Origin of the sequence: Methylobacterium sp. J-048 (assembly GCF_022829515.1) — a bacterium.
GTDB lineage: Bacteria > Pseudomonadota > Alphaproteobacteria > Rhizobiales > Beijerinckiaceae > Methylobacterium.
Genome location: NZ_JAKSYL010000185.1, coordinates 77,379 through 99,387 on the forward strand (window position 1 = coordinate 77,379; position 22,009 = coordinate 99,387).

Below are 22,009 nucleotides of genomic sequence, written 5' to 3' on the forward strand. Positions count from 1 at the left end.
CGCCTCAGGCCGCCCGGACGGTCGCCAGGAAGCGCCCGACCTCGGCGGTGAGCTGCTCGGACTGGCGCGACAGCTCTGAGGCCGAGCCCAGGACCTCGCCCGCCGCCGCCCCGGTCTTCTCCGCCGCCCCGGCCACGCCCGTGATCGTGCGCGTCACCTCGCCGGTGCCGGAGGCCGCCTGCCCGACATTGCGGACGATCTCCTGGGTGGCCGCGTCCTGCTCCTCGACCGCCGCCGCGATCGAGGCGGACACGGTGCTGATCTCCCGGATGCGAGCGGCGATCTGCCCGATCGCCGACACGGCCTCGCCCGTCGCACCCTGCACCTGACCAATCTGATGGCCGATCTCGTCGGTGGCCTTGGCGGTCTGGTCGGCCAGCGCCTTCACTTCCGCGGCCACCACGGCGAAGCCCTTCCCGGCGTCACCGGCCCGGGCAGCCTCGATGGTGGCGTTGAGGGCCAGCAGGTTGGTCTGCGCGGCGATGCCCGAGATCATCCCGACCACCTCGCCGATCTTGGCCACGCTCGCGGTCAGGGCGTTCACGAGCGCGGCTGTCTGATCCGCCTCGCCGACCGCGGCCCGCGCCAGATCGGCCGAGCCCGAGACCTGCCGGCCGATCTCCTGCACCGAGGCGCCCAGCTCCTCGGCCGCGGCCGCCACGGTGCCGACATTGGATGCGGCCTGCTCGGCGGCGGCCGCCACCGTGGTCGACCGCTCCGCGGTGTCGGCCGCGGTGGACGCCATGGTCTGCGCCGTGGCCTGCAACGCCCCGGCCGAGGCCGAGACCGTGCCGACGATCCCGCTGGTCGCCTGCTCGAACGCGTCGGCCATCTGGTGCATCGCGGCCAGGCGCTGCGCCTCAGCGAGCCGCCGGGCCTCGACCGTTTCCGCCTCCAGGGCCTGCGTCCGGATCAGGTTGTCCTTGAACACCTGCACGGCCCCGGCCATGGACCCGAGTTCGTCCGTCTCCCGCGTGCCCGGCACGGGGGTGTCGATCGCGCCCTCGGCGAGTCGCCGCATGGTCCCGGCCAACCCGAGGATCCGCCGCACGACACGGAACTGCACGATCAGGATCGCCGCCACGGCGAGACCGGCCACCAGCACGATGGCCACGATGGCGAGGATGAGATCCCGGCGGGCTTCGGCGGCCGCGGCCCGAGTCTTGTCGACCGCGGAGGCGATGACCGCGATCGCCGCGTCCGACACCGCTTTCTGGCCGGTGACGACCCCGGTATCCCACTCCGCGTTCGGGACCGAAATTTTACGCCCTTCCGACACGGCGGCGACGATGGCCTGCCGGTTCTCGGCCATGCGCCCGCCAAAATAGATGGTGTTGGCCCTGTCATACACCTCTCGCACGGCGGCATCGAAGCCGCCGATCTTAATGGTGCGCGCGGCGATCTGCCAGGCCGTGAGAGCCTGCGTGTCGGCCATGTTCAGCTGCATCCATTCCGCGGGCGTGGCGGCACGGCCGCCCGCCAGGAGCGCGCTCACGAGAGCGGCACCGCGGCCACTGCTCGTCCGCGTGAGCCAGATCGCCGCCCGGGCGTCGAGGAAGCTGCCGAAGGCGAAGTCGAGGGCCTGAATCTGCTTCTCGGTCGCATCGGAGGCCGTTTCCAGTGCAATCAGGAAGCGACCGCCGAATTCGTCCAGCTGCTTGCGCACGGATGGATCCCGAGCGGCAAGTGGCTGATCGAGGGCCGGGTCCACGGCCGGACGCAGCCGCCGCCACGTCTCCAAGAGGGACTGCAACGCGACGCCCCTGGCCTTCAGAGCGGCATCGGGCACGCTTCCCAGGTCGACCAGCGCGCCGTCCAGGGCCGCGTCGAAGGCCTGGCGGCCATCGAGGGCGGTCTGCCGATGAATGCGGTTGGCGTCAGGCTCCTCCAACAGCGCGGTCATGTTCCACCCGCGCTCGATCCGGAGCTGCGTCAGGCTTGTGAAGAGATTGCGGTCGATGGCCATGTAGGCAGCGACTTGGTCAGCCAGATCCGAGCGCGCCTTGCTTCGGACGAGCTGCAAGGCCGCCAGGCCGATCGCCGTGGCACTGACCAAGGCGACGATCGCGACAATTATAAAGCGAATTGAAAATCTAAACACAATCGACCACCAGCATTTCTTAGGCGGCGTGATACCTTTAGATCCGAAGCAAAACCACTGTTTTTATCCATGATTATCATAATCATCGAACGATAAATACAAATCTACACTCTATGTATGTAGATATTTACTACTTTATTATTGTTTTTACCCTATAAAATCTCCAAACACGCAGATCTGCATTCGATATATCTTGCGATCGATGCGTCAAGCAGAGCGGGAGACCGCGGCCATGGACAACCACCGACTCAGAGCCTTGTGCGTCCGGCCTGGACGCCCTCGCGAAGCCTCACGTCGAGAAGTGCCGCCCGCCGGAAAGGCACAGCGGGGTTTGTTCGGGACACGTCGCGCCTCGCGACGGCCCGGAACCCGCCAGCGATCCTCGAAGCGCATGTGGGCCACCGGCGCGGCGGCCGCGTCGTCAGGTCTCGGCGTCTCAGGCCTTTGCCAAACCGGCGGCATGGATGTGCAGGGCTAGGCGGGCCAGAGATCCATATCGCGGGCTTGCTCCCCGCGATGCAGCCGCTCAGCGCAGCCCCGCGTGCCAATCCTGCAAGGCCGCCAGCGTCACCACATTGTCCGGCCAAGCCAGCCCGGCGAGGTGCCGGTGCGGATGGCCCGGCTCGCCGAGATCCGAGACTGCGGAAAAAGCGCCGTCGAGCCGGTGGCTGGCGGTGTAGCGGCTTCGTGTCGCCAGGACCGGCAGGCCGGCGGCACGGGCCGAGGCGATGCCGGCGGCGGAATCCTCGAACGCCACGGCCTCCGAGGCCGACACCCCGAGACGGTCCAATGCCAGCAGAAACACGTCGGGGGCGGGCTTCTTGCGCTCGGCCTCGTCGCCGGCCGCGATCACGTCGAAGGGCGCGTCGGAGGCCGCAAAATGGGCCGCCAGCAACCGGTCTACATTGGGCCGGCTGGTGGTGGTGGCGACGGCGAGCCGGAGGCCGGCATCCCGGGCCTCGCCGATCAGCCGGGCGATCCCCGGGCGCAGCGGCAGCCCGTTCTCGGCGATGAGGTCGCCATACGCGATCGTCTTGCGGGCATGGATCTCGGGCGCCCGCGCCTGGAAGGAGGCGGCCTCGCCCGGATGATGCGTGTCGATGTAATGAGTCAGCCGCTCCTTGCCGCCCATCACGGTGAGCAGATCGGCATAGAGCGCCGGGTCCCAGCGCCAGGGCAGGTCCAGTTCCGCGAAGGCGCGGTTGAACGCCTGCCGGTGCAGGTCCTCGGTTTCGGCCAGGGTGCCGTCGACGTCGAAGATCAGCGCCTTCAGCACGAGAGATCGCGACCGGAGGCGCCCTCCGCGCCGGCCCGGATCGCTGCAATGCGCTCCGCATAGGCGTCGGGCCCGCCGCTGAAGACGGCGCTGCCGGCCACGAACGTGTCGGCGCCGGCGCGGCTCGCCGCCTTCACGGTCTCGGCATCGACGCCGCCATCGACCTGGATGCGGATATCGCGGCCTGCCACCATGGCCCGCACCCGCGCCACCGTTTCCATGCTGCTCTTGAGGAACTTCTGGCCGCCGAAGCCGGGATTGACGGTCATCACCAGCACCAGATCGACGATGTCGAGCACCGGCTCGACCAGAGCGGCGGGGGTGCCGGGATTGATCGCCACCCCGGCGCGCTTGCCGAGGTCGCGGATGGTCTGGAGCGAGCGGTGGATATGCGGCCCGGCTTCGGCGTGGACCGTGATCCCGTCGGCCCCGGCCTCCGCGAAGGCCGCGAGATACGGGTCGGCCGGCGCGATCATCAGGTGCACGTCGAAGAATTTGTCGGTGTGCGGGCGCAGCGCCTTCACCACCGGGGGGCCGAAGGTGATGTTGGGCACGAAGTGGCCGTCCATCACGTCGAGGTGGATCCAGTCGGCGCCGGCCGCGTCCACCGCGCGGGTCTCCTCAGCGAGGCGGGCGAAATCGGCGGACAGGATCGACGGGGCGATGACGGGAGGCAGCATGGGATATCCGGGATCGGGCGGGCCGGGGCGGGCGCTGAAGGCCGATGAGGGTCGACCCATTTACGTCGCCTCGCCGGCTCTTCCTACCCCTGCGTGTCGGCCTGTCGGATGAGCGCGATGGCGGTCTTCGCCGCGAGGGTCAGGGGCCGCGGCGGTGACTCCAGGTCGAACCAGTCCAGCCCGTCGTGCTTGTCCGGCTCGACGACTCGGGGCGCTCCCGAATAGGCCTCCACCCGGTAGACCGGCGCGACCCAGTGGATGCCGGCCTCGCCATCGATGTGATCGACCACGCAGAGGAGCGTGATCGGCTCGATCCCGATGCCGAGTTCCTCGGCGACTTCGCGCTTCACCGCATCGGCCACGGGCTCGAACAGGTCGACCTTCCCGCCGGCCAGCCCCCAATGCCCGGCCTCCGGCTCGGTCCTCCGGCGCAACAGCAGGATGCGGCCATCGACGACGATGGCGGCCCCGCATCCGACTCGTGGCTCCACCTGCACGATCCGACATCTCTTTATCTTGGGATTTTGCTGGTGCCACGCGGCGGACCGAGTCGCCAGTGCTGGCGACCCGGATCGTCATTGCGAGCGCAGCGAAGCAACCCAGTGATCCGCCACGTTTTGGGAGCGCACGCTGCCCTGGATTGCTTCGCTGCGCTCGCAACGACGGCGTGGAATGATCGGCTGAGCGATCAGCGCAGGACGGCGGCAGGATGAACCACCCCAAACCCTTCCTGCGAGCGGGAAAACCCAATCCCCAAAACCTCACGCCAGCCGGCGGCGGCGTTCCACGAGCTGCATGATCATCGGGGTCAGGATCAGCTGCATGGCGAGGTCGAGCTTGCCGCCCGGGATGACGATGGAATTGGCCCGGCTCATGAAGCTGTCGTGGATCATCGAGACGAGATAGGAGAAGTCGATCCCCTTGGGGTCCTTGAACCGGATCACCACCATCGACTCGTCGGCGGTGGGGATCCAGCGGGCGATGAACGGGTTCGAGGTGTCGACGGTCGGCACCCGCTGGAAGTTGATGTCGGTGAACGAGAATTGCGGGCAGATGGTCTGCACGTAATCGGGCATCCGGCGCAGGATCACGTCGGTGACCGCATCGGTGGAATAGCCGCGGAACGAGCGATCCCGGTGCAGCTTCTGGATCCATTCGAGGTTGATCACCGGCACGACGCCGATCTTCAGGTCGGCGTAGCGGGCGATGTCGACATCCGGGTCGGCCACGCAGCCGTGCAGGCCCTCGTAGAACAGCAGGTCGGAATCCGGCGGGAACGCCTCCCAGGGGGAGAAGCTGCCTTCCGGGATGCCGTAGGCCCGGGCGTCGTGCTGGTCGTGGGCGTAGTGGCGGGTCCGGCCGGTGCCGTCCTCGGCGTAGCTGCGGAACACCGCCTCCAGCTCGGGCAGCAGGTTCGCCCGGGGCGCGAAATGCGACAGGGTCGGCTCGCGCGCCATCATGGCCCGCATCGTATCCCGGTCGAAGGCGTGGAAGCCGTCGCCCTCGATGAACACCGCGCGCACGTCCTCCCGGCGGAAGATCTGCTCGAAGGTGTTGCGCACCGAGGTGGTGCCGGCCCCGGAGGAGCCGGTCACCGAGATGATGGGGTGACGCGCCGACATCGTTTTGGACTTCGCGTTGCGTTTACGACCGCATCAGCCCGCGCTGGCCGAACAGCGGCGAGCGGCCGGCATCGGGCTTGCCGCCGGCATAGTAGGCGGCCACGCAATCGACTTCCTCGGTGGAGCCGCAGACCAGGGGCGCGCGCTCGTGGATCCCGGTCGCCACCAGGTCGAGGATGCGGGTCTGGCCGTCCGAGGCCGCGCCCCCGGCCTGCTCGATCAGCATCGCCACCGGGGCGACCTCGTAGAGCAGCCGCAGGCGGCCGCGGGCGTAGTTCTTGCGGGCGTCGCCCGGATACAGGAACACGCCGCCCCGGGTCAGCACGCGCTGGATGTCGGCCACCAGGGAGGCGAGCCAGCGCATGTTGTAGTCCTTGTCGCGCGGCCCCTCGGTGCCGCGCTGGCAATCCTCGATATAGGCCTTCACCGGGGCGTCCCAGTGCCGGGCGTTGGAGGCGTTGATCGCGAATTCCTTGGCCGAGGCCGGGACCGTCATGGCGGGGCTGGTCAGGCGGAACACGCCGTCAGTGCGATCGAGCACGTAGGATTGGGTGCCGTCGCCCAGCGTCAGGATCAGCGCAGTGGCCGGACCGTAGGTCACGAAGCCGGCGGCGATCTGGGCGGTGCCCGGGGTCGTGAACGAGGCCAGCGGGTTGGCCGGATCCTTGATCGACGGCCGGATGCCGAAGATCATCCCCACCGCCATGTTGACGCCGATGTTGGACGAGCCGTCCAGCGGGTCGATGGCGACCGCCAGCGGCGCGTCGGGGTTCAGCCGCATCACCTCCTCGGCCTCCTCGGAGGCGACCTCGGCCACCGGGGCGCCCTGCAGGGCGGCGGTGACGCTCTCGTGGGCGATCACGTCCAGCGCCTTCTGCACGTCGCCGTCGCTGTTGTGCTCGCCCGCCGCCGCGAGGTCGCCGCCGAGCGCGCCGCGCCCGATCAGCGCGCTGATCTCCACCGCCGAGCCCGCGATCGCACGGATCACCGCGGCGGCATCCGCCAACGCCGGGTTGGCCGCGACCGCCTGCGCCAGGCAGGTCTCGAGAGGCGTCCCGATCGCTACTGAAATTGCCATCGGCCTATCTCTCCTGCTCGGATCCCGCCTGCCGGGATCGCGCGTTCCGCGCCGGGTCTGTAGCGACCCCTCTATCACCATGATAGCGGGCAGCGCCCCCCGATCGACAACAACCGGAGACGCCACGCTCAAGATTTCCGGGGGATCTTGTGTCATAGGACAAAAAAAACGAGACCTCCGCCATGCGCAACCTCTCCCTCAAGCAGCTCCAGGCGGTGGCGGCGGTGGCCCGCCTGGGTACCATGACCCGGGCGGCCCAGGAGCTGAACGTCACCTCGGCCGCCCTCTACGCGCGCATCCGCCAGCTGGAGGAGGAGGCCGGCCTGCTGCTGTTCGACCGGACGCCGGGCGGCCTCAAGCCCACCGATGCCGGCCGCGAGATGCTCTGGGCGATCGACAGCATCAACACCGTGCTCGAGACCTGCACCGACCGGCTGCGGACCCTACGTGGCGCCGAGGGCGGGCGCGTCGCGCTGGGCGTCGTCTCGACGGCCAAGTACTTCGCGCCCCAGGTGATCGCCGGCTTCGTCAAGAAGCATCCCGGGGTCGAGATCAGCCTGTCGGTGCGCAACCGCGGCCAGACCGTCGAGGCGCTACGCGGCTACGAGATCGACTTCGCCGTGATGGGCCGTCCGCCCCGGGATTTTCCGATCGAGGCCGCAACCTTCGGTCCGCACCCGCTGGTGCTGATCGCGCCCCCGAGCCACCCGCTCGCCGGCCGGACCGGGCTCCTGCGCGAGGACCTGGCCGACCAGCCGTTCTTCTTCCGCGAAGAGGGCTCCGGCACGCGCACGGTCTTCGAGGAGTTCATGAGCGGTATCCTGGTCAAGCGCGCGCTGCTCGACATCGATACCGGCTCCAACGAAACCATCAAGCAGGCGGTGATGGCCGGGCTCGGCATCGCACTCCTGTCGGTGCATTCCGTCGCGGCCGAAGTCGAGAGCGGCCGCCTCGCCCTCCTCGACGTGAAGGGCCTGCCGATCCGGCGCGACTGGTACGCGGTGCGCCGGGCCGACAAGGTGCTGGGTCCGGCCGCCTCCGCGGTCTGGTCCTACCTGATGAGCGACGGCGCGCGCATGCTGCCAGGCGTCACGCTGCCCGAGGTCGTCGGGGCCAAGGCGTGAGCGCGGCCGGCATCGTCGTCGCCGGCGCCGGCCAGGCGGGCTTCCAGCTGGCGGCCTCCCTGCGCGAGGGCGGGTTTCGGGACCCGATCACCCTGGTGGGCGACGAGACCGCCCTGCCCTACCAGCGGCCGCCCCTGTCCAAGGCCTATCTCGCCGGCAAGACCGACGCCGAGGGCCTGTTCCTGCGCCAGCCCGGCTTCTTCGCCGAGCATGCCATCACCCACCGGCCGGGGATCCGCGCCGTCGCGATCGACCGGGCCGGGCGGCGCCTGCTTCTCTCGGACGGCCAAAGCCTCGCCTACGATCACCTTGTCCTCGCCACCGGCGCGCGCAACCGGCCGCTCCCAGTACCGGGGGCGGATCTCCCGAACGTGCAGCAGCTGCGCGGCCTCGCCGATGCCGACGCGCTTCGGGTGGCGCTCGGCGAGGCCAAGGCGATCGTCGTGGTCGGCGCCGGCTTCATCGGGCTGGAATTCGCCGCCGTGGCCGCGGCCCGCGGCCTATCGGTGACCGTGGTCGAGGCGGCCGACCGGCCGATGGCCCGGGCGGTCTCGCCGGAGATCGGGCAGTTTTTCCGCGCCGCCCACGAGGCGATGGGGGTGCGCTTCGCCTTCGGGGCCGGCGTGACGGCGATCGCCGGGCGGGATGGCCGTGCCACCGGCATCGTTTTGGCCGACGGACGGGAGCTCGCGGCCGATTTCATCCTGATCGGCATCGGCGTGCTGCCGAACCGGGAACTCGCCGCCGAGGCCGGCCTCCCGGCCGAGGACGGCGTGGGGGTCGATGCCTTCCTGGCGACGCCGGATCCGGCGATCTCGGCGATCGGCGATTGCGTGCGCTTCCCGAGCCCGTTCGCCCACGGACTCAGCCCGGACGGCACCGTGCGGATCGAGTCGGTGCAGAACGCCATCGATCAGGGCCGCTGCCTCGCCGCACGCCTCAACGGCAAGCCGGCGGCCTACGGGGCGCTGCCGTGGTTCTGGAGCGACCAGGGCCCGCACAAGCTTCAGATCGCCGGCCTGTCCGGTCCCGGCGATGCCAGCGTCGTCCGGGGCTCCGGCGCGGCGTTCTCGGTGTTCCGCTTCCGGGATGGCGCTTTGAGCGCCGTGGAATCGGTCGACCGGGCAGCCGACCACATGATCGCCCGGCGCCTGCTGGCGGCGGGCACGCCGCTCACCCCGGAGCAGGCGGGCGATCCCGGCTTCGACCTCAAGGCCCTGGCGATGGCGCGGCCCTGAGCGGGGCCGTCAATCCTGGAAGGTGATCTTCGGCCCCGGCCGCTGCAGGGCCACCGCCGTGGCGATCCCAAGTCCCAAAATCGTGACCGCACAGGCCGCCAGCGCCCCGAACTGCCCGAGCTGCAGCAGGGCCTGACCCAGCACCGCGACCCCCAGCGCCTGGCCGCAGAAGAACGAGAAGGCGTGCAGCGCCACCGCGGAGGCGCGGGCCGTCGGCGCGACCTCGGTCACCTGCGTCTGGAAGGTGTTGTGCAGCATGTAGAAGCCGAGCCCCATGGCGGTGAGCGCCGCGCAATCGACCTGCCAGCTGCCGGCCAGCCCGACCACGGTCAGCGAGGCGCCGCAGATCAGGCCGCCGCCGATCAGCATCCGGGGCATGCCGAGCAGCCGCACCAGCAGCCCGACCAGGGCCGAGTAGAGCAGGCCGCCGATGGCGAAGCCGGCGAGCACCAGGCCGGCCTCCCGCGGGCCGCCCTCGCCGCGGGCCTCGATCAGCGGGGCGAGATGCGGGAACACGCCGAAGATCGCGATCGCCTCGATGAACACCGCCGAGAACAGGACCCGGGCGCGCGGATTGGCCAGGATCGTCCGGTAGCGCCCCACCGCCTGCCCGAAGGCCGGGCGACGGGCCGGGGCGCGGCCGGTGCGGTCGAAGCCGAATACCGTCGCGGTGCAGGCGATGGCCGCCACCAGCGCCGTAACCGCGAACACGCCGCGCCAGCCGATCGCCGACTCGATCAGACCCGCGAAGGTCGAGCCGGTAAGCTGCCCGAGGATCACCGCCACGAGAAAGCGCCCGATCGCCACCTGCCGCCGATCCATCGGCACCCGGTCGCCGAGCAGCGCGAGCGACAGCGGAATGCAGCCGCCCGCCGCCGCCCCGGCCAGCATCCGCAGGCCGAACAGGCTGCCGATATCGGGGGCGAGGCTGCACAGGACCAGGGCGCCGGCCAGCACCGCCAGGCAGACGCTCATCACCCGCTCCTTGCCGAGCGCGTCGCCCACCGGGCCGAGCACCGGCTGGATGAAGGCGTAGGGCAGCGCGAAGGCGGTGGAGAGCAGAGCGACCGTGTGCGCGTCGCTGCGGAGGTCCCGGGCGAGCACGCCGACCAGGGGCTCGACCGAGCGCAGCGCGAAGGTGCTGCCGAACCCCGCGCAGGCCAGAACGACGATCAGGCGCGGGATCGAGGCGGTGGCCGGCTCCGGCGCACGGGTCGCGGACGGCGTGAGGGCCGGCTCTTGTCTGTCGAGCATGAAGCGGGTTCGCGCGGCGGGCGGGACTCTAGTCCCGCGGCATCGCATCTCCGCGGCCGGAGCGGAACCCCATCCGGGTCAGTGCGCGTAGAAGGCCGGATCCGAATTGTCGCTCGGGTTCTCGAACGCCCAGCGGAGCGCCGAGGACAGGGGGATGTTGTAGGTCAGCCCGCGCGGCGGCACCGGCTTGAGGAACCAGGTCTCGTAGATCGTCTTGATCTCGGGGCTGCGGTAGAGGTCCGCGGTCGCCTTATCGACCACGGCCTTGAAGTCCGGGTCCTCCCGGCGCAGCATGATCCCGTAGGGTTCCGGATTGGACAGGGTTTCCTGGCTGATCACGTAGGCGGCGGGATCTTTGGACTGCGCGGCCACCACGCTGAGCTGCACGTCGTCCATGACGAAGGCCGCCGCCCGGCCGGTTTCGACCAGCAGAAAGCCCTCCGGCACGTCCTTGGCCGAGATCACATTGATGCCGAGCTTGCGCTCGTTGTTGGCCTTGATCAGCATCAGGATGTTGGTCGAGCCGGCCACCGACGACACCGCCTTGCCGCGCAGATCCTCCAGGCTGCCGATCTTCTGATCCTTCCGGGAGACGAACCGGGTCGCCGTGAGGAAGTGGGTGTTGGTGAAGGCGACCTGCTTCTTGCGCTCGGTATTGTTGGTCGTGGTACCGCATTCGAGATCGGTGGTGCCGTTGGTCATCAGCGGGATGCGGGACGAGGAGTTCACGAACTCCATCGCGACTTCGAGCCCCGGCATCTTCAATTCGCGCTTCACGGCGTCGGCGATCTTCAGGCAGATATCGACCGCGAAGCCGACCACTTTCTGGTTCTGGTCCAGGTAGCTGAACGGCGGCGCGGTATCGCGCACGCCGAGCACGATCCGGTTGTTGTCCTTGATCTTCTTGAGGGTGCCGGTGAGGGCGTCGGCCCGGGCCGCCGGGGGCAGCGCCGCCAGCAGCACGGCGAGGATCGGGGTGAGCAGGCGCATGGGCTGGCGGGCTCCGTGGTCGCGCATCGGGGCGCCGGCCGAACTGGACGGCGGGGAGCCCGATCGCGCGCCGGATCGGGCATCCTGTCATCCCTCAGCAAGAGTCCGGCCGCGATGATGCCGAACGGCGCGATGAAGACCGATTCCCGACCGAATTGACCGCCGGAATACCAATCATGCCTCCGGTTGCGCGGCGTGCAGGACCGGCAAAGCCCGCAAGGCTTCGGTGGCATAGTCGAGGAACGCGTTCACCCGGGCCGGCCGGAGCCCCTGGCTCGGGGTGACGAGCTGGACCGGCACCGGCGGCGGCTCGTGCCCGGCGAGCAGGCGCACGAGGCGGCCCGCCGCGATGTCCTCGGCGGCCTGGTAGGACAGCACCCGGGCGATGCCGCGCCCGGCCCGGGCCGCGATCAGCGCCGCCTCGACCTCGTTGACGATCAGGCGCGGGGCGAGGCGGACGCGTTGGGTGCCGAAGCGCCATTCGCGGACGTTCGCGTGGACCGTGCCCAGGATGGTGTCGTGGTCGGCCAGGTCGGCGGGCGTCCGGGGCGTGCCCTGCGCTGCGAGGTAGCCCGGGCTTGCCACGACGACCCGGCGTACCTGCCCGACCCGGCGCGCGACCAGGCGCGATTCCGCCAGGTGCCCGATCCGCAGGGCGACATCGATGCCCTCCTCCACGAGGTCGAGGTTGCGGTCGGCGAGCACCAGCTCGACCTGCACCTCCGCGTAGGCATCGAGGAAGCCGGACACGACCGGCGCGACATGCTTGCGCCCGAACAGGACCGGGGCGGTGACCCGCACGAGGCCGCGCACCGCATCGCCCGCCGCCCCCGAGACGGCCGCCTCGTAACCCGCCAGCAGGCCGCGCGCCCGCTCGGCCAGTTCGAGCCCCGCCGGAGTCGGGGAGAGGCGCCGGGTGGTGCGCTCGACGAGGCGGGTGCCGGCCCGCGCTTCCAGGCTGGCGAGCCCCCGGGTCGCGGCGGCGGCGGAGCGGCGTGATCGGCGCGCGGCTCCGGCGAGGCTGCCGGCATCGATGATCGCGACGAAGAGGGCGAGTTCGTCCAGGCGGTCCATGGATCGTTTCGGAATATGAAATTCTGACTCCCACAAAGTCCGAATTATCGTCCTCGTTTGCAACAGCCATATTCGGGCCTCGCTGGAGACCCCGAGCATGTCCGAACCCGCCCTGACCCTCTACGGCCTGCGCCTCTCGGGCCATTCGCATCGCGCGGAACTGTTCCTGTCGCTGCTGGGGCTGCCCTACCGCTTCGTCGAGGTGGCCAGCGCGGAGCAGCGAGCGGCCGACGACTTCCGGCGCCTCAATCCGCTCGGCCAGATCCCGGTGCTGACCGATGGCACGGCGGTGATCCCGGATAGCAACGCGATCCTGGTCTACCTGGCGGCGCGCTACGCGCCCGACGGCGGCTGGATGCCGGCCGATCCGCTGGCCGCCGCAGCGGTCCAGCGCTGGCTCTCGATCGCCGCCGGCGAGGTGCGCACCGGCCCGGCCCTGGCCCGGCTGATGGTGGTGTTCGGCGCGAGCGCCGACCGGGCGACGGTGCACGCCACCGCGGCGCGGATCCTGACCTTCATGGACGGGCACCTGGCCGAGCACCGGTATCTCGCCGCCGAGCAGGCGACGCTCGCCGACATCGCCTGCTATTCCTACGTCGCCCACGCTCCCGAGGGCGGCGTCTCGCTCGCCCCCTACCCGGCCGTGCGGGCCTGGATCGCCCGGGTGGAGGCCCTGCCGGGATTCATCCCGATGCCGGCCTCGCCCATCCCCGAACCGGCGTGAGGTGTGCCATGGCCGATTTTCACGCAGACGAACTGATCGCCCAGGCCCATGCCGGCCACGTTCTCGGCGAGACCCCGGCGATCCGGCCGTTCATGCCCGAGCAGCACCGCCTGTTCTTCGCGGGCCTGCCCTATCTCCTCATCGGGACCGCGGACGCGTCCGGCGCGCCGATCGCGTCCCTGCTGACCGGGCCCCCCGGCTTCGTGCACAGCCCGGACGCGACGCATCTCGCCATCGCCGCGGCGCTCGACCCCGCCGACCCGGCGGCAGAGTTCCTCGTGCCGGGTGCCGAGACCGGGATGTTGGGCATCGACCTGGCGACCCGGCGGCGCAATCGTGCCAACGGCCGGATCGTGCACCGCGACCGGGACGGCCTGACGGTGGCGGTCGATCAGAGCTTCGGCAACTGCCCGCAATACATCCAGCGGCGCGCGGTCGAGCCGGCGCCGCGCCGGCCGGGGCCGACCGAGATCCTGTCGTCGCTCGATGCGGAGGCCGGGGCGCTGATCGATGCCGCCGACACGCTGTTCGTGGCGACCCGGTCGCGGGACGGCCTCCGGGAGGGCGGCGCCGACATCTCGCACCGGGGCGGGCGGCCGGGCTTCGTCCGGCGCCGCGGCGACGTGCTGACGGTGCCGGATTTCTCCGGCAACCGCTACTTCAACACGCTCGGCAACCTGATCGGCGAGCCCCGCGCGGCGCTGCTGCTCCTCGACTTCGCCAGCGGCGATGTCTTGGTCCTCCAGGGCCGCACCGAGATCGACTGGACGGGGGCCGCGGGGCTCCAGGGCGCACAGCGGTCCTGGTCCTTCACAGTGACGGGCGGCTGGCGACGCCGGGGGTCCGTCCCCCTGCGCTGGAGCGCGCCCGAGCCGGCGCCGCAACTCGCGCGCATCGGCATCTGGGACGAAGCCGGCGCGGCCTGATGTGGCTCAACCCACGCCGGCAGCCGCCTCGTGCTCTTGAGCAAGCCGGGCATCCGCAGCGGCCACTTGCTGAAACGCCGGGCGGTCGCGGACGCGCTCGACATAGGCCGACAGCGCCGGATCGGGGGCGACCAGACCGAAGCCCATCGTCCAGCCAAGCGCGCTGCCCCAGAGGATGTCGGCGGCGCTGAAACGGTCGCCGAGCAGGTACGGCCCCGGCTTGAGCGCCTCGGTGATCCGCGCGATCACGCTGTCGTAATCGGCATAGGCCGACATGGCCCGCGGCCCGGGCTCGCGCTTGAGATGGCGGTCGATCACCGCGGGCTCGAAGCAGGAGCCGTAGAACACCATCCAGCGCAGATACGTCCCCCGGGCGGGATCGGTGAGGGCCGGCGCGAGGCCGGCCTCCGGGAACAGATCGGCGAGATACAGGTAGACCGCCGCCTGCTCGGTCACCAGCGCCTCGCCGTGACGGATCGCCGGCACCTTCGCCATTGGGTTGATCGCGCGATAGGCGTCCCCGAGGTGCTCGCCCGCCCGCATGTTGAGCACGTGCAGGCGATGCGGCGCGCCGAGTTCCTCCAGCAGCACGCGGACCCCGGTCGAGCGGGTATTGGGTGCGTGGTAGAACGCGATCTCCGGCGTATTCGCCATGCGGCATCCTCCGACAATCTATAAATTGCGCGGCGATACGCTTCGGCCCGCCGACGATCCGGGTCAATCGTGCAGCGCAGCGGTCGGGCCCGATCGAACATCCCGGCCCGGCCGTTGCCGTTCTGTACGGGACGTTCTCTTCCGCCGGGACCGGAATCGCGGCAGGGACGTTGGGCGTTTGTGCGTTGCCGCGCGTTGGGGTGCCGGCCGGCGCGACGCGACCCGGGGATTCGAGTTCTGATGGCGAAGATACTGTTGGTCGAGGACCATGAAGAGATCTGGGACTTCCTGTCCCGCCGCCTCAAGCGCCGCGGCTACGAGGTGATCCTGGCCCATGACGGCGAGGCCGGCGTCCGCCAGGCCCGGTCGGGCCAGCCCGACGTGATCCTGCTCGACATGAACCTGCCGGTGCTGGACGGCTGGTCGGCGGCGCGCGCGCTGAAATCCGGATCGGACACGCGGGCGATCCCGATCATCGCGCTCACCGCCCACGCCATGTCCGGGGACCGGGACAAGGCGATCCAGGCGGGCTGCGACGACTACCATCCCAAGCCGGTCGATTTCTCGAAGCTGCTCAGCCAGATCAGCGCCGCCCTGGGCGAGACCGCACAGGCGGGCTGAGGCTGGCCAGGATCGCTGCCGTCTCGAGTCCGCGAGCCGTATTGCCGTGGCGGACGGCCCAGTACCCAGAAAGTGGAGCCGTTCGTGAGTGAGGATCCCGTCACCGCCCAGCGCCTGCGGGAGGGTCTGCCGGTCATCGTCGCGCTGGCCTCGGTCCTCCTGGTCATCGCGACGATGGCGGCCCTGTATTTCGGGCGCGACATCCTGGTGCCGGTCACCCTGGCGATCCTCCTGAGCTTCGTCCTGGTGCCGGCGGTTCGGATCCTGCGCAGGATCCACGTGCCGCGGGCGCCTGCGGTCCTGCTGGTGGTGGTGATCGTGTTCAGCGGCCTGTTCGGGATCGGCAGCCTGATCGCCACCGAGGCGTCGCAGCTCGCCGCCGACCTGCCGCGCTACACCCAGGTGATGAGCACCAAGATCAAGGACCTGCGCGGCGCCACCGCCGGGGCCGGAACCCTGTCGCGGATGGTCGACATGGTCCAGGATCTCAGTGCGACGCTGCAGCCTCCGGCGGCCATCGAGGTCAAGGGCGAGCCGGGGACCCGCACGCATCCGCTCACCGTGGAGATCAGCCCGGCCCGGGCGAGCGTCGTCGAGACGTTCCAGACCTTCGCGGGACCGATCCTGCACCCGCTGGCCACCACCGGCCTGATCCTGATCTTCACGATCTTCATCCTGCTCCAGCGCGAGGATCTGCGGAACCGGGCGATCCGGCTGGCGGGCGGCTCCGGCGACCTGCGCCGGGTCACGGCGGCGATCGACGACGCCACCGGCCGGCTCAGCCGATTCTTCCTGGCCCAGCTCGCCCTGAACATCGCCTTCGGGGTGGTGATCGGCGTCGGCCTGTGGCTGATCGGCGTGCCGAGCCCGACGCTGTTCGGCGTGCTCGCGGCGATCCTGCGCTTCGTACCCTATATCGGTGCCGCGATCAGCGCCCTGCTGCCGCTGATCCTCGCCGCCGCGGTCGATCCCGGCTGGGGCATGGTGATCGCCACCGCGGCCCTGTTCCTGGTGGTCGAGCCGATCGCCGGCCACGTCGTCGAGCCGCTGCTCTACGGGCACTCCACCGGCCTGTCGCCGATCGCCGTGATCCTGGCGGCGACGATCTGGACGTTCCTGTGGGGTCCGATCGGATTGGTGCTGGCCACCCCGCTCACCGTCTGCCTGGTCGTGCTCGGCCGGCACGTGGAGCGGCTCTGGTATCTCGACGTGCTGCTCGGCGACCGGCCGGCGCTCGCGCCCCCCGAGATCTTCTACCAGCGCATGCTGGCCGGCGATCCGGCCGAGGCGATCGACCAGGGCTGGCAGTTCCTCAAGGCGCGGGCGCTGGTCACCTATTACGACGAGGTCGCGCTGGCGGGGCTGCTGCTCGCCCAGGAAGACCTCTCCCGCGGCACCCTGGACCGCGCCCGCCAGGACGAGGTCGGCACCGCGATCCGCACCGTCGTCGCGCGGCTCGGTACCGCCCCGGTGGCGCGGCGGACCTGGCGGGGATCGACGCGCTCCTCGCCCGATACCGAGACCGCGGCAGCGCTCGCGGCCGTGGGTCCGGACCGGCAGGTGGCCGGCATCGTGCTGGCGCGTGAAGAGCTCGTCCCGGCCTGGCGGAGCGAGACCCCGGTGCTGTGCGTGTCGAGCCGCGGCCCGTTCGACGAGGCGGCGACGCTGATGCTCAGCCAGATCCTGGCCCGGCACGGGCTGGCCTCGCAGACCCTGTCGATGGCCGCGATCCGCGCCGGCGAGCGGCCGGACAACCCGGCCGGGCTCGCGCTGATCTGCTTCTCGTATCTGGAGCCGGTCAGCCTGTCGCAAATCCGCTTCACCGTGCGGCAGGCCCGCGCCGCCGTTCCGGGCGTGCGCATCCTGGTCGGCTTCTGGCGCGAGCGCGACCCGGCTACCCTGGACCGCCTGCGCCGGGCGACCTCGGCGGACTTTCTGGTGACCTCGCTGAACGAGGCGCTCTCGGCGGTCCTCACCGCCTGCCGCGACCCGGCGCCGCCGCGGATCGCTCAGACGTCCGTGAAGGCCCTGCCCGGCGCCGTCCGCACGGCGGCGGCGTAGCCGGACGGGGATCGGGCTCGACGGGAGTAGGCGGAAGACCTGGGAGATCCGCGATGGCGCAAGGGGACAAGTCCAAATACACCGACAAGCAGAAGCGCAAGGCCGAGCACATCGCCGACTCCTACGAGGCGCGCGGCGTGCCGGAGGAGGAGGCCGAGGCGCGGGCTTGGGCCACCGTCAACAAGGACGACGGCGGCGGCAAGAAGCCGGGCGGTTCCGGCCGCGGCAAGGCCACAGGCCATCCGGCGGCCCACAAGGGCGGCGATGCCGGGGGCAAGGCCGCCGCCGGGCGGACGCCGGAGCAGCGCTCGGCCTCGGCCAAGAAGGCGGCGGCGACGCGGAAGGCGAATGCTGCGGCGAGGGCGTGATACGATGTCCGGTCGGATGCCACGGCCAGCGTCCGCCAAATTGACATCACGAGTAGACCGAAACAAGCAAGGGCAGCGCGACGCCGGCAATCAAAGCACCACGTATGGGTTGCTTCACACCGCTCGCAGTGAAGGCTTCGCTGGGAAGTCGATCGGCCGGAAACTGTATCAGACGCAGACGCATGACTTGAAAGTCAGCGCCGCTCGACCAGCTTGACCAGCGTGTGCAGCATCCGGTTGGCGGGCGTCGGGATGCCGAGGGCGACGCCCTTGCGCACGACATAACCGTTGAGGTGGTCAATCTCGCTCGGCTGGCCCCGGGCGAGGTCCTGGGCGGTGGAGGAGCGCTGATCGGCCATGCTGGTGCTGAGGGCGAGCACTGTGTCGAGGATGTCGTCGGGGACCGACACGCCCGAGGCGTTCGCCACCGCGACGCATTCCTGCACCACATCGGTCATCGCCGCGACCACGCCCTCGCCCTGGACCAGGCGGCCGTAGGGCAATTGGGTCAGGGCCGAGAGGGCGTTATAGGCGCAGTTCAGGATCAGCTTGCCCCAGAGGGCATCCAGGGCGCGCGCCGAGACGTCGGTCGGGATCCCGGCGGCGATGAGCGCGTCGGCGATCGTTTGGCTCGTCTCTGACGCGCCGAGCACCAAGTCGCCCCGGCCGTTGTGGCGGACGTGGCCCGGCCCGACCATCTCTGTGGCGACGTAGACCGCCACCGGCACCACCGGCCGTCCCAGCACGGCACCCAGGCGCTCGGCATTGTCGACGCCGTTCTGGAGGCTGAGGATCGTGGCCGTGGGGCTGAGATGCGCAGCGATCGTCGCCCCGGCCGCTTCGGTGTCGCCCGACTTGACGCAGACCAGCACCAGATCGGCCCCGGCGACGCCCTCGCCCGATGCCATCGCCTGGACGGGGACGGAGGCACGCCCGGCCGCGCTCTCCAGCACCAGCCCGTCGGCCGCGACGGCCGCGACCAGAGCGGGACGCCCGATCAGCGTCACCGCATGGCCGGCCCGGGCCAGCAGGAACCCGTAATAGCAGCCGACCGCCCCGGCCCCGAGGATCGCGACCTTCATCGGGCCGCCGCCGCCGCGGCGTGCTCGGGATGGAACGGCGCGGCGCCGACCGCGCTCGTCCGGACATGGTCGAGCAGGGCCTGGACCGGGTGGCGCAGCCGGACGCCATCGACCAGCTTCGCCTGGGACCGGCAGGAATAGCCGTCCGCCAGCAGGGTGCCGCCGGGGGCATCGGCCACGTGTCGCGCCCAGCTCAAGCCGTAGATCGCCTCGGAGGTGGCGCGGTGGCGCGTCTCGTGGCCGTAGGTCCCGGCCATGCCGCAACAGCCCGCCGCCGGCACGTCGAGCTGCAGCCCGAGATGGGCGAACACCGCCTGCCAGTCCCGGACCGCCCCGGGGGCGTTGGTCCGCTCGGTGCAATGGGGCAGCAGCCGCAGGGTCGCGCTGCCCTGCCGGGGCACGATCCGGTCGAGCTGCGTAGCGAGCCATTCCTGCAGGATCTGCACCTTGGGCAAGTCGTCGCCGCCGAGCGCCTGGGCGTATTCGGACCGGTAGGTCAGCGTCATCGACGGGTCGAGGCCGACGAGCGGCACGCCCGAGCGGGCGAGCGCCCGCAGCATCGCGGCGTTGGAGCGTGCCACCGCGGCGAACCGGGCCAGGAAGCCGTGGACATGCAGCGGCTTGCCGTTCGGCCGGTAGGGCACGAGCCAGGGCTGGAAGCCGAGCGCGATCAGGAGCGCGCAGGCATCCACCACCAGCGCCGCCTCGAAATGGCTGGTGAAGGCGTCCTGGACCAGCAGCACCGCGCGCTCGCGCTCCGCCGGGGCGAGCCGGGCCAGCGCCTCCGGGGTCGCGGTGGCGACCCCAAGCTCCGTGAGCCGCGCCCTGAGATCGACAGGCGACAGGGCCGGAATCTCCACGAGGCCGGCCTTTGCCAGCAGCAGCCGGGTTACCGGGTTGGCCAGGGCCGCGTTGCTCAGGCGCGGCATCCGGGCTGCCAGCGGCAAGAGCGGCTCGAGCGCCGCCACGAGATGGTCCTTCAGGGGCCTGGCATAGCGGACGTGGTAGAGCGCCAAAAACTTCGCCCGGAAGGTCGGCACGTCGACCTTGATTGGGCAGGAGCCCGTGCAGGACTTGCAGGCGAGGCAGCCATCCATCGCCTCCTTCACGGCGTGCGAAAAGTCGCCGTCGTCGGGCGCGCGCCGGACAGCGCTCCGCAAAGTCGCAAAAACATCGGGCAGCCAGCCGGCGCGCTGGCGCTTCAGCTCGGCGGCCGGGTCGATCCCCACCTGCGCGGCCAGGCGCAGCCATTCGCGCATCAGCGAGGCGCGACCCTTTGGCGAATGCCGTCGCTCCCGGGTCGCCTTCCAGGACGGGCACATCGCGTCGTCCGGGTCGTAGTTGAAGCAGGCGCCGTTGCCGTTGCAGTGCAAAGCTTCGTCGAAATCCTGCCGGACCGGGGACGGGATCGTGCGGTCCTGCTCGCCCCGGCGGGGCACGCCGTCGATCCGGGTGAGCGCGCTACCGCGCGCCGAGGCGATCTTGCCTGGGTTCATCCGGTCGCCCGGGTCGAAGGCGCGCTTGATCGCCTCCAGCGCCGGCATCAGCGGCCCGAAGGTCGCGGGCACGAATTCGGAGCGGAACCCCTTGCCGTGCTCACCCCAGAGCAGGCCGCCATACTTGGCGGTGAGCGCGACCACGCCCTCGGTGACCTCGCGGATCAGGGCGTTCTGGTTGGGGTCCTTCAGGTCGATCGCCGGGCGGACATGCAGCACGCCGGCATCGACGTGGCCGAACATGCCGTAGCGCAGGCCCTTGGCGTCGAGGAGCGCCCGAAACTCGGCGATGAAGTCGGCCAGCCGCTCCGGCGGCACCGCGGTATCCTCGACGAACGGGATCGGACGCGCGTCCCCCTTGGCGGCACCGAGCAGGCCGACCGCCTTCTTGCGCATCGTCCAGAGTTTTTCGATGGCGTCGCCGCGGGCGATGGTGAAGCCGAGGCGCTTTGCGTCGGTGCCGCGCGCGTCCGCCAGCGTCGCGGTGAGCCGCGCCAGGGCGGCGTCCACGGCCTCGGCATCGTCGCCGACGAACTCCACCAGGTTGATGCCGTGGACCGGGCGGCCGCCGGGATCGTCCGGGAAGAAAGCCTGCACCTCGGCCCAGATCGGGTCCTTGCGGGCGAGGCCGAGGACGGTGGAATCGATGGTCTCCACGGAAGCCGCACCGAACGGCAGCAGGGCCTGCGCGTCGCGCAGGGCCGCGTCGAAATCGACGTAGGAGAGCGCCACCAGCACCGAGGCCTTCGGGATCGGCAGCACGTTGAGCCGCGCCTCGGCGATCAACGCCAGGGTGCCTTCCGAGCCGCAGATCACGCTCTTGAGGTCGAAGCGGCCTGACGTGTCGCGCAGATGGGCCAAGTCGTAGCCGGTGAGGCAGCGGTTGAGCTTGGGGAAACGCTCGGCGATCAGCGCCACGTTCTCGGTGACGACCGTATCGACGGTGCGGTGGATTTCGCCGACGCGGTCGTTGCGCGCCTTCGCGGCGGCGAGCCCGGCCTCGTCCAGCGGCTCTGCGTCCCAGACCGTGCCGTCGGCGAGCACGCAGGTCAGCGCCAGGACGTGGTCGCGGGTCTTGCCGTACAGGCAGGAGCCCTGCCCGCAGGCGTCCGTGGAGATCATACCGCCGATGGTGGCGCGGTTCGAGGTCGAGAGCTCGGGGGCGAAGAACAGGCCGTGCGCGGCCAGCGCCCGGTTGAGCTGGTCCTTCACCACCCCGGGCTCGACCCGGACGGTGCGGCGCGCGACGTCGATCTCCAGGATGCGGTTCATGTGCCGCGAGGTGTCGACCACGAGGCCGTGGCCGAGCGACTGGCCGTTGGTGCCGGTGGCGCCGCCCCGGGGGCGGATCACGATCTCGGTGAAGCGCGGATCGTCCAGCAGCTTGGCGATCCGCACGAGGTCGTCGCGCGAGCGCGGGAACGCCACGGCCCCCGGCTCGACCTGATAGATCGAGTTGTCGGTGGAGAAGACCGTCCGGTCGGCAGCCGATACCGTCAGGTCGCCCTCGAAGCCGCGCAGGCGCAGTTCGGCGACCACCGCCTCGTAGAGCGGCACGGCCTCGGTGTTGCGGGTCAGGACCGGGATCATGGACGCGTTCTACACCCGGCGGATCGCGAGGGAAGATCGGCGTTTTTGTC

The 22,009-nt window shown here is 70.6% G+C and carries 19 protein-coding genes; 7 read left to right on the plus strand and 12 right to left on the minus strand.

Annotation, left to right across the window (positions count from 1 at the left end; translation table 11 throughout):
• Positions 1-4: 4 nt before the first annotated feature.
• From MKL09_RS18840 to MKL09_RS18865, 6 genes are all read right to left on the minus strand, one after another.
• On the minus strand, positions 5-2,056 hold the full coding sequence (locus tag MKL09_RS18840; protein ID WP_244022618.1) for a methyl-accepting chemotaxis protein: 2,052 nt from the start codon (positions 2,054-2,056) through the stop codon (positions 5-7).
• 571 nt (positions 2,057-2,627) lie between these two features.
• Positions 2,628-3,377, minus strand: a complete 750-nt coding sequence (locus MKL09_RS18845; RefSeq protein WP_244022620.1) for an HAD-IA family hydrolase — start codon at positions 3,375-3,377, stop codon at positions 2,628-2,630.
• A complete protein-coding gene (gene rpe / locus MKL09_RS18850) occupies positions 3,371-4,057 on the minus strand; it encodes a ribulose-phosphate 3-epimerase (protein WP_244022622.1) in 687 nt (228 codons plus the stop codon). The genes MKL09_RS18845 and rpe overlap by 7 nt, the downstream gene beginning before the upstream one ends.
• 83 nt (positions 4,058-4,140) lie before the next feature.
• On the minus strand, positions 4,141-4,548 hold the full coding sequence (locus MKL09_RS18855; protein WP_244022624.1) for an NUDIX domain-containing protein: 408 nt from the start codon (positions 4,546-4,548) through the stop codon (positions 4,141-4,143).
• A gap of 270 nt (positions 4,549-4,818) precedes the next feature.
• Positions 4,819-5,679, minus strand: coding sequence for a phosphoribulokinase (locus MKL09_RS18860; RefSeq protein ID WP_244022626.1), 861 nt, complete (start codon positions 5,677-5,679; stop codon positions 4,819-4,821).
• A gap of 22 nt (positions 5,680-5,701) precedes the next feature.
• Positions 5,702-6,757 carry a class 1 fructose-bisphosphatase gene (locus MKL09_RS18865; protein ID WP_244022628.1) on the minus strand — a complete coding sequence of 352 codons (1,056 nt, stop codon included), beginning with the start codon at positions 6,755-6,757 and terminating at the stop codon, positions 5,702-5,704.
• Positions 6,758-6,939: 182 nt separating this feature from the next.
• Between MKL09_RS18865 and MKL09_RS18870 the strand changes: the two genes are divergently transcribed.
• Together MKL09_RS18870 and MKL09_RS18875 are read left to right on the plus strand one after the other, a co-directional pair.
• Positions 6,940-7,881 (plus strand): LysR family transcriptional regulator, encoded by a 942-nt coding sequence (locus MKL09_RS18870; protein WP_244022629.1) that lies wholly within the window; start codon positions 6,940-6,942, stop codon positions 7,879-7,881.
• Positions 7,878-9,119 carry an NAD(P)/FAD-dependent oxidoreductase gene (locus tag MKL09_RS18875; RefSeq protein ID WP_244022631.1) on the plus strand — a complete coding sequence of 414 codons (1,242 nt, stop codon included), beginning with the start codon at positions 7,878-7,880 and terminating at the stop codon, positions 9,117-9,119. Before MKL09_RS18870 ends, MKL09_RS18875 begins: the two co-directional genes overlap by 4 nt.
• A gap of 9 nt (positions 9,120-9,128) precedes the next feature.
• Here MKL09_RS18875 and MKL09_RS18880 read toward each other — a convergent pair whose 3' ends face one another.
• The 3 genes from MKL09_RS18880 to MKL09_RS18890 all read right to left on the minus strand — a co-directional run bounded on the left by MKL09_RS18880 (position 9,129) and on the right by MKL09_RS18890 (position 12,437).
• Positions 9,129-10,373 carry an MFS transporter gene (locus MKL09_RS18880; protein ID WP_244022633.1) on the minus strand — a complete coding sequence of 415 codons (1,245 nt, stop codon included), beginning with the start codon at positions 10,371-10,373 and terminating at the stop codon, positions 9,129-9,131.
• Between the two features lie 78 nt (positions 10,374-10,451).
• Positions 10,452-11,363, minus strand: a complete 912-nt coding sequence (locus tag MKL09_RS18885) for an amino acid ABC transporter substrate-binding protein (protein WP_244022635.1) — start codon at positions 11,361-11,363, stop codon at positions 10,452-10,454.
• 174 nt (positions 11,364-11,537) lie between these two features.
• Entirely contained in the window at positions 11,538-12,437 is a 900-nt protein-coding gene (locus MKL09_RS18890) for a LysR family transcriptional regulator (protein WP_244022637.1), read from the minus strand.
• A 97-nt stretch (positions 12,438-12,534) separates the two neighbouring features.
• On the opposite strand from MKL09_RS18890, the gene MKL09_RS18895 reads away from it, so the two are divergent.
• Both MKL09_RS18895 and MKL09_RS18900 read left to right on the plus strand, forming a co-directional pair.
• A complete protein-coding gene (locus MKL09_RS18895) occupies positions 12,535-13,161 on the plus strand; it encodes a glutathione S-transferase family protein (protein WP_244022639.1) in 627 nt (208 codons plus the stop codon).
• Between the two features lie 8 nt (positions 13,162-13,169).
• The gene (locus tag MKL09_RS18900) at positions 13,170-14,087 is read left to right on the plus strand and encodes a pyridoxamine 5'-phosphate oxidase family protein (RefSeq protein ID WP_244022641.1); all 918 of its coding nucleotides are present in this window, start codon (positions 13,170-13,172) and stop codon (positions 14,085-14,087) included.
• Between the two features lie 6 nt (positions 14,088-14,093).
• Here MKL09_RS18900 and MKL09_RS18905 read toward each other — a convergent pair whose 3' ends face one another.
• A complete protein-coding gene (locus MKL09_RS18905) occupies positions 14,094-14,741 on the minus strand; it encodes a glutathione S-transferase family protein (protein WP_244022643.1) in 648 nt (215 codons plus the stop codon).
• A gap of 240 nt (positions 14,742-14,981) precedes the next feature.
• Here MKL09_RS18905 and MKL09_RS18910 point away from each other — a divergent pair, with 240 nt between their 5' ends.
• From MKL09_RS18910 to MKL09_RS18920, 3 genes are all read left to right on the plus strand, one after another.
• On the plus strand, positions 14,982-15,362 hold the full coding sequence (locus MKL09_RS18910) for a response regulator (protein WP_238287748.1): 381 nt from the start codon (positions 14,982-14,984) through the stop codon (positions 15,360-15,362).
• Positions 15,363-15,446: 84 nt separating this feature from the next.
• Positions 15,447-17,423, plus strand: coding sequence for an AI-2E family transporter (locus MKL09_RS18915; protein ID WP_244022644.1), 1,977 nt, complete (start codon positions 15,447-15,449; stop codon positions 17,421-17,423).
• A 53-nt stretch (positions 17,424-17,476) separates the two neighbouring features.
• Positions 17,477-17,791 (plus strand): plasmid stabilization protein, encoded by a 315-nt coding sequence (locus MKL09_RS18920; protein ID WP_244022646.1) that lies wholly within the window; start codon positions 17,477-17,479, stop codon positions 17,789-17,791.
• 194 nt (positions 17,792-17,985) lie between these two features.
• Here the strand turns inward: MKL09_RS18920 and MKL09_RS18925 are convergent, their stop codons facing one another.
• Both MKL09_RS18925 and MKL09_RS18930 read right to left on the minus strand, forming a co-directional pair.
• Positions 17,986-18,873 carry a ketopantoate reductase family protein gene (locus MKL09_RS18925; RefSeq protein ID WP_244022647.1) on the minus strand — a complete coding sequence of 296 codons (888 nt, stop codon included), beginning with the start codon at positions 18,871-18,873 and terminating at the stop codon, positions 17,986-17,988.
• Complete coding sequence (locus MKL09_RS18930) at positions 18,870-21,959, minus strand: FAD-binding and (Fe-S)-binding domain-containing protein (protein ID WP_244022649.1); 3,090 nt, start codon at positions 21,957-21,959, stop codon at positions 18,870-18,872. The genes MKL09_RS18925 and MKL09_RS18930 overlap by 4 nt, the downstream gene beginning before the upstream one ends.
• Positions 21,960-22,009: the final 50 nt, after the last annotated feature.